Source organism: Marinobacter vulgaris (assembly GCF_003344045.1).
Classification (GTDB): Bacteria; Pseudomonadota; Gammaproteobacteria; order Pseudomonadales; family Oleiphilaceae; genus Marinobacter; species Marinobacter vulgaris.
On record NZ_QFWX01000001.1, the window covers coordinates 686,159 to 699,022 of the forward strand.

The window sequence follows — 12,864 nt, forward strand, 5'->3', positions numbered from 1 at the left end:
GCGGCGTTAAAGGAACCAATGACCAAATCAGTCGGCATAGACGGATGCAAATCCGGATGGTTCTTCTTCCAAAAAGAGGGTGAAGAAATCACCTTCGGAGTGGAAGAGAGCATTTCAAACCTATGCGATTCGCTTCCCGATAACTCCAAAGTATGCATTGATATCCCAATCGGCCTGATTGACCAGGGCTCAGCCGGCCGGGTATGCGATGTGGAAGCCCGAAAACTCCTCGGGCGCGCCAAGGCCTCTTCGGTTTTTCCTGCGCCATGCAGATCGGTGCTTCAGGCGCGAAACTACGAGGACGCTAAGGCACTAAGCGTTCAGGCGATTGGAAAAAAGCTCAGTAAACAGGCGTATGCGATCACGCCAAAGATCAGAGAGGTCGATGAATTCCTGCGGAATCGCAATCGGAAGGTTTCGATCAGAGAGGTTCACCCGGAGGTGTGTTTCTGGGCCCTGAATGGTCGCAGTGCGCTGGTTACTAAGAAGAAAAAATCTGATGGTTTCGAACAGAGGATGGCGCTACTGGAACGGATGTTTCCGAACGCCCGAAATCTGGTCAGCGAAGCCCTGGACGCCTATCCCCGCAAATCCGTGGCGCGGGACGATGTGTTGGACGCACTGGTTGCGCTGGTCGTCGCGTGTGCACCGGGTGAGGCTCTGCAGACTGTGCCTGCTTCGCCCGTCGCTGACTCAGAGGGGTTGCCAATGGAGATCGTTTTTACGGAGCCGACGACCTAGGAAAACCGGGACAGATCTATTTTCCCCCTGCACGTTCCCGCCGAATCAGCAGTACCAAAGCCAGCGCCGCCAGTGACCCCATCACAGCGGCGAAAGTGATCCCGGTCGTCATTAGGCTGGTCATGCTCGCCATCAATCCCAGGCCGATCACCGGCACCGAGATAGCGATATAGGCCACGACAAAGAACGTGGACGTCACCGCTGCCTTCTCCCCTGCAGGGCTGGCCGCAGCGATGGCGCCCATACCGGCGCGGAATGAGATGCCCTGGCCGATACCGGCAATCACAGCACCGCCGATGAACAGTGCGAGGGACTGGGTGTATATGCCTAGCGCTATCGGAATCACCCCGAGCATCAGAGATGCGCAGCCCAGAGGCAGGCGCAGCCTGAGCGGCAGTGTGCCCTGCAGGAACTGGCCCAGGGTTGAGGCGATGAAGATGCTGCCGGCCACAACACCGATCAACAACCGATTGTCGTAGCCCAGCACCTTGCCCATCATCGCCGGGGCGATGGATGTGAAGAAGCCGCACATGGCGAAGCCCGCGAAACCTGCAATAGCGGCGGGAATAAATACACCGCGGACTTCCGCTGGCACGTTCAGTCGCTGGATAGACAGTTTTGGGCGAGCGGGTTTCGAGACGGTCTCAGGCGCTGCCCAGATGCAGCACACGGCCAGCACCGCCATGACAATGTGCACCAGAAAGGTCAGGTGCAGTGGCCAGGGTAGGTACTGGGAAAGAGCGCCAGCTAACATCGGCCCCAGGCCCAGCCCGCCCATGTTTGCCGCCGTGGCAAAGAAAGTGGCCTTTTCCCGCCAGTGGGGCGGGGCCAGTTCAATGATTGCCACCGTGGCTGTGCCGGTAAAGATCCCTGCGGACAGCCCCGACAGCACTCGGCCGGTCAGGATCATCGCCAGGCCATCGGCCTGCACGAACACCAGGTCACTGATGATGGAGCAAGCCAGGCCCGCAAACAGTAAAGGCCGGCGGCCTATCTGATCAGACCAGCGCCCAGTCTGTACCAGTGCGGCGATCACACCAAAGGCATAGGCGGCAAAGATGATGGTGATCATCAGGTCGGAAAACCCGAAACTGTCCTGGTAGATCGGGTAAAGAGGCGTCGGCATGGTGGTGCCGATCATCGTGACACTGAAGGTGAAGGCTGCGCCCAGGAAAATAAGCAGCGGAAACCAGCGGTGTTGCTTGGGTGAGGACATGCAGGATTCCCGGTAGGCGATCTTTGAAAGTTGGCTACCCTATCAGAAGGGTCGGGCGAATCGAAGGGGATAAGGAAGATCGTTCAGTGATCGGGACTGACCTGAAGACGGTGGAATATGGTTGGCCATTAGGCATGCCGCTGGCACGATGTTTCACGGCGATATGGTGTTGCTGAACGGCTTTGTCAAAAAGACCCAGAAAACACCGGATCAAGAGTTGGCGAAGGCGAGAGATCGAAAGAATAATCTTGTCTGAATGGGAGCAATAAAATGACACAGCATAAGCACGTTGGCAGCTCTCTCGATGATCTGCTCGAATCAGATGGCACTCTTGAGCAGGCAGAAGCTGAGGCGCTGAAGCGGGTAATTGTCTCGCAGATTCAGCAGGCTATGGGGCACACCGGCGTAAACAAGTCCCAGCTTGCCCAGAAAATGCATACCAGCCGGACGGTGGTTAACCGCCTTCTAGATGAGAAGGATGCCGGTGTCACCATCACAACGCTTGTTAAAGCGGGGCGCGCTTTGGGGATGACCTGGACTTTGCAGGCTGGTGAGGATAACGGATCTGATCGCGCGGCTTGAACGAGGCTGGGAGCTTTGAAAGCCTGGACAGATTTATGTTTTGTCCCGGTTTTGCTCATCTCTCAGATGAGCTCGCCGAAAGGAGCGCCGCAATGACATCGCCCATTAAAACTGTTCTGAGCCCCTGGGCCAGCTTTCTCGCACATCTGTTCGTGATCCTCGTGGCCTGGACCATCTTCATCAAATACTTGTTCCCGATCGGCTTTGCGCTGTTCAGCAATGAGGCGTGGGCAACCTATATCTACTGGGACCTGTGGCCGGTTGCGCACCTCTGGCTGGCCTGGGCGTTATTGGCAAGGCCGTGGTATGCGCGGATGCTGGCTATTGGCATGTCTGTGGTTGAGATTCTGATCATCACCACTTTGTTCATCTGGTTCCTGGCGGAGCCGGAGTGGTCCATCTGGCGCACGAACTGGTTTGTGAATAAGGTGTTTGTGCTGGCGGCTTTTGTTCTGGTGTTGGGTACGGCACTGTTCCGTCCGGAAACTCTGAAGATGCGGTCTTCGTAGCGGGAAACCGGGACAGATCTATTTTCTTGGCTTCTCTGATGGCCCAGCGCTATTCCTTGAGCCGGACGAGCAACTGGCCATCCTCAACCCGGATATAATCCACACCTGCTGCAAAGGATTGCCAGAATCCCGGATTGGCGCCGAACTCGTTAACCAGGTCCACATTCTTGAGGTTACCCAGCCAGGCATTCGGAATGGGTACACCCATGAGGCTGACGCCCCTTAACTTAACCAGGGGGCGACCGTTGGCGAAGGAGAGTTCCACACCGGCATTGACTCGTAGGGTTCTGCCGCCGAGTACAGGGAAGCCCTCGTCAAGAGGCACCAGAAGGAGGGCGCTCAGCAGGTCGTCCGAAAGGTCGACTGCGAGTCTCTGAGCCAGATCAGTGTTTTTGGCCAGCATACCGTTGAGTTCCCGCTCGCTAAAGCGTACTTCCCGGCTGGCGCCTTTCTCACTATAGGGTACCGGCTGCAACGGGCGGCCGGATTCGCCGCCTTGGGTATCAATGCCCAGAGTATTCAGTTTGTTGTTGAGTGAATCCTGTTCACTGGCATTCAGGGTTACGGGGTCGAAGTTTTCAGGAAATACATAGTTGCTTATCCACCAGTAACCGATGCCGACGGTGGCAACGATGGTGAGCAGGACAATGCCAAAGACATGCAAGCCACTGAAGCCTTTCTTTGCGGGTGGCGGCGCTGCTGCTGTTTTATTCTCGGTTGTCTCACTCATTGCCAATGTCACCTGATTGCAGTTTGAATTCCCTCCGTTGGGTCCGTGGAGCAGTCGGTTTTCCTGTCCTGTAGCCAGCATCTCCGCTGATTATAATTGCATACTTTCGTCCGAAAACCGGGACAGATCTATTTTCAGCCCCGGTTTTCCCTAGCATTGTCGGCTTTTGAAACCAGGTTGTTAAACCAGCGGCATTGAGTTGAATAGACCTGGCTATCGGATCGGGTCTTTTCCTGTGCGCTACACTTCCAGACAACAGTTATCTTCTCAACTGTCAGAGTGGGGGAGTCACAATGCAGGACTACGAACTCTATTACTGGGGCCTGCCCTTTCGCGGTAATTTTATTCAACTTTTTCTGGAGGAGGTTGGGGCGGATTACCGCAAGCTGGATGCCAGCGAGGTCTACCCTGATAAAAACCTGAACATCCAGTACCCCGGGATGGCACCACCCTATCTTTACGACTGCAAGGCCCAGGTCTGGTTCGCCCAGATGCCGGCGATTCTCATGCATCTGGCGAAGGCCTACCAGTTTCTTCCCGACGAGCCTGAGCAACACACCCTCGCTCTGAAGGTGATTCTGGACTGCAATGATGTTCTGATGGAAATCACCAACTACAATGGCACAGTGATGTGGGATCAGGATTCATGGGCCGAATTCCGGACCCATCGCCTGGCCGACTGGATGGCCATTTTCGAAAAGACCGGCCAGGCGCACCTCCTCAAGCCGAACGCGGGCTATCTGCTGGGCTCCAGGCTCACGGTGGCCGATATCGCGACTGCTGCATTGTTTGGCACCCTCGTCCACAGCTTTCCGGAACTCGCCGCAGATCTGGAACACAACGCCCCCCGGGTGGCGGGTCTCTGCCAACGAGTGGAAGACCGTCCATCGATCAGGCCTTTTCTTGAGGATCAGCGAAAGGAGTTGGGTAAGGCCTACTGTGGTGGTCAGATTGAGCGGTCCCTGCGGGACGTCATACGGTAGCGCGGAAATACTGTTTGGCCAGCTGTAACCAGGCGACTACTGACGCCGGCCCGGTATAGGTTGGACTTACCCCGGTACGCATGACGCGCCCCTGCCTCAAACCGAGGCCTTCGGACTACGATCTGAACGTCCGCTTTGCGACCAAGGCTACTCACGGACCTCCTCAGCTAAACAAAAGCGAACATTGATGCCTCTCACCCATAAGCAGACATTTTCGAGGCGTATTTCACACTGCGAATAATGACCGCTGCCTGATAAAAGCGGACCTTTTTGACGACGACGAGATGGTCTAGTGAAGGGAGTCTGGACCGGGTAAGTCCAATGATAGGCCAGGAATGTCTAGTGGACCGGCGTAAGTCCAGACTCTAATTACGCATGCACCGATTTTAGGGGATGGTTACACGGCGACCTGCAGCCAATGGCAGTCTTTCCCAGGCAGTGCTAATCACCAGCAAACTCCGACACCATGAAATCAAAGACTCGCCTGATTCGAGGGTTGGTTCTCAATTCATTGTGGGTAACTATCCATAGGTCTATGGTGATCAGAGGAAGATTCGAGATAACGACACGTTCTACCAGCGGCTCGTTATCTCCAATTTCTTCTACTGTGGCGGTAATGGCCATACCTTGTTTAACCAATTCCCACTGAACAATATGGCTATTTGAAATAACTGGGAAATTCTGTCTGGTCAGACTAAAGCCCTGCGAATTGAGCAAAGTCATCAGGCGGCCTGGTTTCTCAGTATCGATGAAGTTCGCCTTGTTCAACTCGGCGATCGACGGAGGATATCCCAGTTGCTGCAGATAACTTTTGGCTGCGTAGAGATGACCTCGAACACTGCACAGTCTTTTTGCAATCAACTCCGGCTGTGTAGGACGAACACTCCGGATCGCAATATCGGCCTCTCTTCGATTGAGGTCGCGTTGTTCGTTAGTTGAATATATTTCGATTTCAATGCCAGGCTCCAGCTCCCGTAACGCCTTGATCATGGGTGGCAGCATAAACGTGGAAAGGAGCTCGGAAGCGGTGATGCTAACGTCGCCCTCGATTACATCTGATTTACCCGAAGCCGATAAAGAAAACTGGTTAGCGGCATCACCCATCAGCCGCACATGTTCTAATAATTTGATGCCATTGGGCGTTAGCTCAAGGCCTCGACCTCGCCTGGTAAATAAATCGAATCCAATTTCACTCTCCAGCGCCGCCACCTGTCGCCCCAAGGTAGGTTGCGTCATTCCCATTGACCGGGCTGCCGCAGCCAGGGAGCCTTCTTCCGCCGTTACCAAAAAAGCCCGGGCACGATTCCAGTCGAATGTTATCGATTTCCAATCCATACAAATATGCATACCTGAAGTCCAGCTTTCATTGTATTGCTTTTATTTATGTATTGGTAGGATTGTCGTCCAGAAATCACATCCACAGGATAAATAGAGATGAAATTACCTGCCCTTGTACTACTGGTAGCAACACTAACAATCAGCGGATGTGCAAGCCTGATTCAAACTGCCTCTATATCCGAAGCCTATAAGCACTATGATCTTCAAGAATACGAACGTACGTTGGCGCTGATCTCCCAGGCAGAAAACGCAGACGAGATGTCGGCCGAAACAAAAGCCGAATTGACTTACTTAAAAGCTAAGACTTACGAGAGGCTAGGTAAGAGCGAGATAGCTTACACCCATTACGAATATCTGGCCCGGGAGCACAGCAGTTCGCAATACGGCTACCTGGCTGTCAAGCAACTGGATGCTCGCTAATCAACGTCAGTCATCCAATCTTTAGTTAACTTTTACCTGAGATCTTACAATTGAAAGACATCATTGTTTGGGCAATACATACCCCCACGGGAACGCTCGCCCTGGTGACAGCTGTCGTTGCCATGTTCGCCAGGAAAGGCAGAGCACGTCATAGGAAAGCAGGTTCCTGGTTTACTGTATCCATGATGGTCATGCTCGTATCGGGTATTGCAGCCGCGTACCTCAAAGATTCCATCATTGACATGATGTTGGGTGCGTTCGTGATGTATACCGTGTTTACCGCCTGGCTAGCTGTTCACCATAAAAAGAATGAAGCTGGTCTCCTGGAAGTAATTGCTTTGATATGGGTGGTCGGTTTCGCCATTACTGCATTTTCTATCAGTCTAAGTTGGCGCGGGGTAGAGTCGCCCCTTGCCTATCTGATCTGGGGTGGTTTGGCGATTCTCTGCGCATTCGGGGACATCCGTAACCTATACCTGTCAGGGCTTTCTGGCACACAACGCATTATTCGGCATGTCTGGCGCATTGGCTTTTCACTGGTATGGGCGGCTTTAGCATTCACCGACAAAATCGTGAAAATGCTGGGTGCTAATCTTAAGACCATGCAGGAAGAACAGCTGTTACTCATCGTTGCAATACCAACCATGGCCATACTTATCACCATCTTATATTGGATAGCCAAAATCCTGTTTTTCTCTCACAAGAGATTCGCTGGTTACGGTTAGCTAAACTTTTACGTCCACTCTGGGTCGTTCTGAGGAACTGACGCTGATAATTTGGGCGTCTGTTGGACGGCCTTGTCAGACCGTCGGTGCGCTCCGCATTTTATGTCTTTGAATACTGTTTATTCATACAGTATTCATGTTACTTTCTTACATAGGAAATATCTCCTAACTAAAGGTGCGACATGATTAAAGGAAGCTGCTGCTGTGGAATCGTTCGATTTGAATTGGCAGAAAAGCCAAGCATGATGGGTATGTGTCATTGCAGCCGTTGCCGAAAGGTTGGAGCAAGCTCTTTGGCGTTTGTAAATTCTGACAAGTTTCAGATTACGACTGGCCGCGAAAAAATCGTTACCTACAAAGCTGAGCCACCGTATAAATATAATCGGTGTTTTTGTTCTGTCTGCGGGACTGCTCTTGGAGAGGTCCTTTCGGAACTGGAGTCTTTTCCAATAAATGCAAACTGCATAGATAGTGAAATTGAAATCGAAAATGCATTTCACGAGTTTGTTTCTGAGAAACCAAGTTTGTTCAAAATTGGCGACAACGCTAAACAATTCAATGAACACCCACACGAGTAATAGGTAAATTGTATAAAAAGGTGGTGGTGTCGCACTTACGCTCGGTCACCGTCCAGACGACCACCCGAGCTTATTTAAACTTGGGTTTTGAACCAGCGAGGCATAACAAAACGCACCGCTGGGCGCAGAGCCAGGCGTTAGCCAAGGAGAATAATCGTGGGTACTTGGGGCCCAGCAATATTTTCTGATGATACAGCAAGCGACATCAGAGGGGACTATAAGGATTTCCTGGGGGATGGTCTTTCACCTTCAGATGCTACTGATAGGATTCTACTTGAGTGGAAGGATTCTATTGATGATTCTGATGAACAGTCAGTTGTTTGGCTGGCGCTTGCAGTCATTCAATGGAAGTTGGGTCGCCTGGAAGAAAGAATAAAAGAGAAGGCAATTGAGGTTATCAATTCAGGTTGCGATCTGGATCGCTGGGATGGGAAAGACAAAGAAAAGCGAAAAATAGTTTTAGAGAAGGTTAAAGTCCAACTTGAATCTCCACAGCCAGTCGCAAAAAAGGTTCCAAAGAGGTTCAGGGATCATTGTGAGTGGGAAGTTGGCGAGATTATTTCCTATACAACGTTATCTCAAGAAAATATATTGTTCCGGGTCATTGGATATCATGAAGATAAAGGTGGTAAGGGGCCAGTATGTGAACTTTTAAATTGGAAGGGTAAGGTAATTCCGGGAAAATTTAAACTACGATTTTTAGGGATTAAGAAGAAGGAGTATCCGCAGGGCAATTACACTCTTTCACAATTTCTAATTGGTAGAACTTCCGAAAAAGAACTTCCAAAATGTAGGGTTAGACAAGTTGGGATGCACCTTAAGCCCTCGCAGAAAGTTGGAGGGTTTACCGTATTTTTATGGAAGCATTTGGATAAAGAATTAGAGGAATTTTTTGGAATTAATTAAAGAGGCTAACAAAAAGTTCAAAGGCGACACCAAAACCGCGCTTTAGTTTAGCGTAACGTGTCACAACTATTTACAAGGCAGAGAGTAATGGCGCAAGCATTAATAATTATAGGAGCCTCAATATTTGGGATTCTCGGAGCAATTCATTTGCTATATACCTTTTTCACCGATAAGTTTAATGCGTACGACTCGTCAGTAACAGAGGCCATGAAAGGAGTGTCACCAATTCTTACAAAAGAAACATCGATTTGGAATGCATGGGTTGGTTTTAATGCAAGTCATAGTTTAGGGGCAATTCTTGTAGCCTGTTTTTATATACCTCTTTCTGTATCTGATTTTAATGTAATTCAACAATCTGTTTGGTTCTCATATTTACCTGTTATTATTGGCCTGTCATATTTGATTTTAGCTAAAAGATATTGGTTCAAAATACCGCTAATTGGTGTTTCAATTTCAACTGTATGTTTTGTATTGGCAGCAGCATTAATCAACACATAACACAGTGCTCCAATTGACGGTGGACTTGAGCGTTATGTGATTAGACATAATTTTGAGCAGAGGTTTAGTCGTGGCAAATGAAACTGATGACAAACGAGTAGTATTTGATTTTGAAATTGATTTTTCGAATGGCGGGGGAATCCAGGGACAGGGATTCAGACTCGATATCGAAGGTGACGACATCGACGATCAGGCATTAGGTGATTACATCGTGGAAGATATGCGTTTACTGATGGTAGGTGAGGTACGAATACTGAATAAAAAAATCATCTTAGAAAAACATAAACGACCTTAATCATGAGATTTTTATACCAAACGAATATGAGTGATAAGTCAAAAAAACATATAAATCACATAACAAACGCATGCAGCCTGACTTCGGAAAGCTGATGCGGGCGTTATACCCATCAGAGTATATACCCTTGAATCAACTCATAATCGGTAATAAAAACTATTCGTCATGGTCTTTAAGACCTTGGTTACTGTTAAGAGAGCTCGACATTCCTTTTTCTGAGGTAAAGATCCCTCTCTACGCAGAAGGAAGCAAAGAGGAGTTGCTGCAATACTCACCATCTGGGAAGGTGCCTGCCTTCTGTCACGAGAGTGTTACGGTTTGGGACTCTCTCGCAATATGCGAGTTTGTGGTTGATCTCTATCCAGAAAAAAATTGCTGGCCATTGCAGCTTAAGGACAAAGCTTATGCCCGTAGCATAAGCAATGAGATGCATTCGGGGTTTTTTGCCATCAGAAACTCGCTACCCATGAATTGCCGAAAAAAAATGGTATTCAAAAACATTTCGGAGTCTCTTAAGTCCGATATAGACCGAGTATGTGAAATATGGCGCATCTGCCGTGAAAAGCATCCAGAGAGTGGCCCATTCCTATTCGGTGATTTCAGTATTGCCGATGCTATGTATGCGCCAATTGTTCTTCGCTTCAATAGTTACGGTATTCCGGTCGGGGATACGGAAAATGATTATATGAATACAATATTATCTCTGAGCTCACTAAAAGAATGGGTGGCTGAGGGCATTGCTGAGAAAGAATTTCTGGCCGATTGTGAGCTTGAAGCATAACCGGTGCAGGCACGGCGACGCCCTTTACATTGCACCTTCGGCTCCATTCCAAGGGCGCACGTGCTGCAGGTGTTAGCCATATCTAAAGGAAGACATTTATGCCATACGTCAATATTAAGATTACAAAGGAAGGGGCAACCGCTGAGCAGAAGGGAGAGCTTATTTCCGGGGTTACTGAATTACTTGAGAAGGTGTTGAACAAAAACCCGGCCACCACGGTGGTAGTGATTGACGAGGTGGAAACCGACAACTGGGGAATTGCTGGCGAGCAGGTTACTCATCGCAGGAGGAAGGGAATTTAATGGCGACACTTGGCATTCATCATCTTGGCCTTGCCGTTTCCGATCTTGAAGCGACAACTGATTTCTTTGTTGATTGTTTAGGCTGGTCTCTTGTTCGGGAAGTCCCGGAATATCCGGCCAAATTCGTTTCCAACGGCGAGGCATTTTTTACGTTATGGCAAACAATGTCAGATAATTCTCCATTCGACAGAAAGCATCAGGTCGGTCTCCATCATGTCGCGATCAAAGTCGAAAGCGAACAAGACCTTGAGAATGTTTTTAAAAACGTCTCCAATCATCCTGGGGTAACAGTGGAGTTTGTCCCGGAGCAACTACGTCAAGGACCTGCGAAGCATTTCATGGTTTATGAGCCAAGCGGCATTCGTATGGAATTTATATGGGTGCCTTGATCGCTAACACACGGATGCACGGCGGCTGAGTCTCCGACGCTTCGCGGCTCCAAGCCAGCGCGTGAGCCGGGCGTTAGAACCTGAGGTAGCAGTATCAAAACCTGTCCCGATTGCTCTGAAACCCTGCCGTTCTTCAATCTGATTCGTCAGAGGCTTACTCCATCGGAGAATAAGGCAATTGAATGTCCTCACTGCAAATCAACCATTTCGGTGCAGGGTGGAGCCAGTATGTGGGTTTCTTTTGGTGTTGCGCCTATCCCTGGCTATCTGTTGGGGAAGCTATTCGGCGGATTTAGCGTCGAGGTAGTGCTGGTCTCTGTAGTTCTCGGGCTTGTGGTTTTTATTATTTCATCCTATTTCACGGCCCCGATTCGTCATGGGTAGTAATGTTCTAACAAGTCGCGCCACTCGGACGGCCTTGTCAGGCCGTCGCTTATGCAGGCGCTATCACCAAAACCGAATGTTCGCTTTGCGACCCAAGCGGCCAATTTATGGCGTCATTCTCCGGCCAAATTATGGTCCCAATACCAACCTCGGACAGGTCACCGTGAATCAGCCCGGCGTCTTCCTGCTCCTTCTGCCCATAGCGCATAGCGCATAGCTTACATGGAAACCCTTTGAACCATCATTCGGAGGGCTGTTGGCCTGTTTTCTGACGGGCGTTGCGCTAGCGAACCACAAAGACCGACACATCGCTGTGCTTGACGATGGTGGAGCCATTGGAGTGGATAATGTGCAGCTTGTCCCCGATGCCGGGCGCATGGGAGGCCATTACGACAAGGTCTGCGCCTGTGTCTTTGATGGCTTCCAGCAAACGGTCATCCAGTTCAACGGCGGTGTCAGCCGTGGACATCACTTTGCTTTCCGTCTTGATGCCATGGGTCTGGCCCTGCTCATTTGCAAAGTCAGCAAGCTTGGACGCCAGTTCTTTCGGGTTGTGCGCCGCCCCAGAGGGCGTGCTGTTGGTCACTGCGACGTAGCAGATACTGGCACCATAGTGCTTGCCAATATCGATGGCGGTATCCAGTGCTTTGGAAAGTTTGTCCATGTGTGTCATGTCTACGGGTACTAGAATCTTGCGGTACATAATGGTGCTCCTTTTACCAATTCATGCATCCGATACCAATTCACGTATCCGATTTCAGGCCCCTAATCTCAGGCTTCTATACTTCAAGCTTGGCAGTTTTTTGGAATACTTCCAAAAATCGGTGGCGTTTTGATGTCTTTTCCAAATCAAAACACTTTTTTGCGGCGAAGAAAGGTGCAATGGTTGTGTGACTGTAGCCTGACGTCTGAAAACAACAGAAATGGACCTGGAGTCCTCTATGAAAACCGCCCAACGCCACGGCAGTTCTCTTTCCAGCCCTGATTTTGCGCGCCTGCAGGGTGTCTGGCGTTCCCAGGGTTACGGCAATGTGTTGCTGATCGAGGAAGATTGGTACACCCTTTTTGAAGAAACCAGCATTAGCTGCCTGAAGATTGATGAGGGCAGTATTGAAGAACTTGGCCACTATTACGAAGATTTGGAGGTATCCCCTGGTGGCCAGGCGTTCAGTGCCCATCGGGTAACGGGAGTAGCACGCATCAGATTCCGTCGCCTGAAAGGATTGCCCGCCAGTGTCACTGAAAGTCACAGGCACAGGGCGAATGATCCGCAATACAACTTTGACGTTTTCTGGCGAACCTTTCACGAGCAATACGCCCTGTTTGAACTCAAGGGTGTGGCCTGGGACCGGGCGCATCATGACTATCTTCCCCAGATTAACGCGAACACATCACAGGAAACGCTCTTTGCCATCATGGCTGCGATGCTACGGCCCCTGAAGGATGGCCATATTCGTCTGCATTCACCCTGGGGTCATTACAGGGCA

At 50.2% G+C, this 12,864-nt stretch carries 19 protein-coding genes; 15 read left to right on the top strand and 4 right to left on the bottom strand.

The features are described 5' to 3' along the window. Positions 1–18: 18 nt before the first annotated feature. Entirely contained in the window at positions 19–741 is a 723-nt protein-coding gene (locus DIT71_RS03175) for a DUF429 domain-containing protein (protein ID WP_114611738.1), read from the top strand. Between the two features lie 16 nt (positions 742–757). Here DIT71_RS03175 and DIT71_RS03180 read toward each other — a convergent pair whose 3' ends face one another. Beyond that, complete coding sequence (locus DIT71_RS03180) at positions 758–1,957, bottom strand: MFS transporter (RefSeq protein ID WP_114611739.1); 1,200 nt, start codon at positions 1,955–1,957, stop codon at positions 758–760. 163 nt (positions 1,958–2,120) lie between these two features. On the opposite strand from DIT71_RS03180, the gene DIT71_RS18085 reads away from it, so the two are divergent. The 3 genes from DIT71_RS18085 (at position 2,121) to DIT71_RS03195 (ending at position 3,048) form a co-directional block, all read left to right on the top strand. Beyond that, a complete protein-coding gene (locus tag DIT71_RS18085) occupies positions 2,121–2,213 on the top strand; it encodes a type II toxin-antitoxin system RelE/ParE family toxin (RefSeq protein WP_244311891.1) in 93 nt (30 codons plus the stop codon). A 14-nt stretch (positions 2,214–2,227) separates the two neighbouring features. Next, the gene (locus DIT71_RS03190; RefSeq protein ID WP_114611740.1) at positions 2,228–2,539 is read left to right on the top strand and encodes a helix-turn-helix domain-containing protein; all 312 of its coding nucleotides are present in this window, start codon (positions 2,228–2,230) and stop codon (positions 2,537–2,539) included. A 92-nt stretch (positions 2,540–2,631) separates the two neighbouring features. Continuing rightward, positions 2,632–3,048, top strand: coding sequence for a hypothetical protein (locus DIT71_RS03195; protein ID WP_114611741.1), 417 nt, complete (start codon positions 2,632–2,634; stop codon positions 3,046–3,048). Positions 3,049–3,097: 49 nt separating this feature from the next. Here DIT71_RS03195 and DIT71_RS03200 read toward each other — a convergent pair whose 3' ends face one another. Beyond that, positions 3,098–3,778: a flagellar basal body-associated FliL family protein gene (locus DIT71_RS03200; protein WP_114611742.1), complete on the bottom strand. Its 681-nt coding sequence runs from the start codon at positions 3,776–3,778 to the stop codon at positions 3,098–3,100. A gap of 293 nt (positions 3,779–4,071) precedes the next feature. On the opposite strand from DIT71_RS03200, the gene DIT71_RS03205 reads away from it, so the two are divergent. After that, the gene (locus DIT71_RS03205; protein ID WP_114611743.1) at positions 4,072–4,761 is read left to right on the top strand and encodes a glutathione S-transferase; all 690 of its coding nucleotides are present in this window, start codon (positions 4,072–4,074) and stop codon (positions 4,759–4,761) included. A gap of 441 nt (positions 4,762–5,202) precedes the next feature. On the opposite strand, the gene DIT71_RS03210 is transcribed toward DIT71_RS03205, so the two are convergent. After that, positions 5,203–6,096: a LysR family transcriptional regulator gene (locus DIT71_RS03210; RefSeq protein WP_199490934.1), complete on the bottom strand. Its 894-nt coding sequence runs from the start codon at positions 6,094–6,096 to the stop codon at positions 5,203–5,205. A 99-nt stretch (positions 6,097–6,195) separates the two neighbouring features. Between DIT71_RS03210 and DIT71_RS03215 the strand changes: the two genes are divergently transcribed. The 9 genes from DIT71_RS03215 (at position 6,196) to DIT71_RS03255 (ending at position 10,993) form a co-directional block, all read left to right on the top strand. Beyond that, positions 6,196–6,519: a hypothetical protein gene (locus DIT71_RS03215; RefSeq protein WP_114611745.1), complete on the top strand. Its 324-nt coding sequence runs from the start codon at positions 6,196–6,198 to the stop codon at positions 6,517–6,519. Between the two features lie 50 nt (positions 6,520–6,569). Next, positions 6,570–7,244, top strand: coding sequence for a hypothetical protein (locus DIT71_RS03220; protein WP_114611746.1), 675 nt, complete (start codon positions 6,570–6,572; stop codon positions 7,242–7,244). A gap of 182 nt (positions 7,245–7,426) precedes the next feature. Beyond that, entirely contained in the window at positions 7,427–7,822 is a 396-nt protein-coding gene (locus tag DIT71_RS03225; RefSeq protein ID WP_114611747.1) for a GFA family protein, read from the top strand. Between the two features lie 156 nt (positions 7,823–7,978). Continuing rightward, positions 7,979–8,728 (top strand): hypothetical protein, encoded by a 750-nt coding sequence (locus tag DIT71_RS03230; RefSeq protein ID WP_114611748.1) that lies wholly within the window; start codon positions 7,979–7,981, stop codon positions 8,726–8,728. 87 nt (positions 8,729–8,815) lie between these two features. After that, entirely contained in the window at positions 8,816–9,226 is a 411-nt protein-coding gene (locus DIT71_RS17990) for an LIC_13387 family protein (protein ID WP_199490935.1), read from the top strand. 70 nt (positions 9,227–9,296) lie between these two features. After that, positions 9,297–9,521 (top strand): cyclase, encoded by a 225-nt coding sequence (locus DIT71_RS03240; protein ID WP_114611749.1) that lies wholly within the window; start codon positions 9,297–9,299, stop codon positions 9,519–9,521. 127 nt (positions 9,522–9,648) lie between these two features. Further along, entirely contained in the window at positions 9,649–10,302 is a 654-nt protein-coding gene (locus DIT71_RS03245) for a glutathione S-transferase family protein (protein WP_199490936.1), read from the top strand. A 98-nt stretch (positions 10,303–10,400) separates the two neighbouring features. Continuing rightward, positions 10,401–10,604 carry a 2-hydroxymuconate tautomerase family protein gene (locus DIT71_RS03250; RefSeq protein ID WP_114611751.1) on the top strand — a complete coding sequence of 68 codons (204 nt, stop codon included), beginning with the start codon at positions 10,401–10,403 and terminating at the stop codon, positions 10,602–10,604. Further along, entirely contained in the window at positions 10,604–10,993 is a 390-nt protein-coding gene (locus tag DIT71_RS03255) for a VOC family protein (RefSeq protein ID WP_114611752.1), read from the top strand. The genes DIT71_RS03250 and DIT71_RS03255 overlap by 1 nt, the downstream gene beginning before the upstream one ends. 667 nt (positions 10,994–11,660) lie before the next feature. Here the strand turns inward: DIT71_RS03255 and DIT71_RS03260 are convergent. Continuing rightward, positions 11,661–12,080 (bottom strand): universal stress protein, encoded by a 420-nt coding sequence (locus DIT71_RS03260; protein WP_114611753.1) that lies wholly within the window; start codon positions 12,078–12,080, stop codon positions 11,661–11,663. A 238-nt stretch (positions 12,081–12,318) separates the two neighbouring features. On the opposite strand from DIT71_RS03260, the gene DIT71_RS03265 reads away from it, so the two are divergent. Further along, a partial coding sequence (locus tag DIT71_RS03265) for a S41 family peptidase (RefSeq protein ID WP_199490937.1) occupies positions 12,319–12,864 on the top strand: 546 nt, incomplete at its 3' end.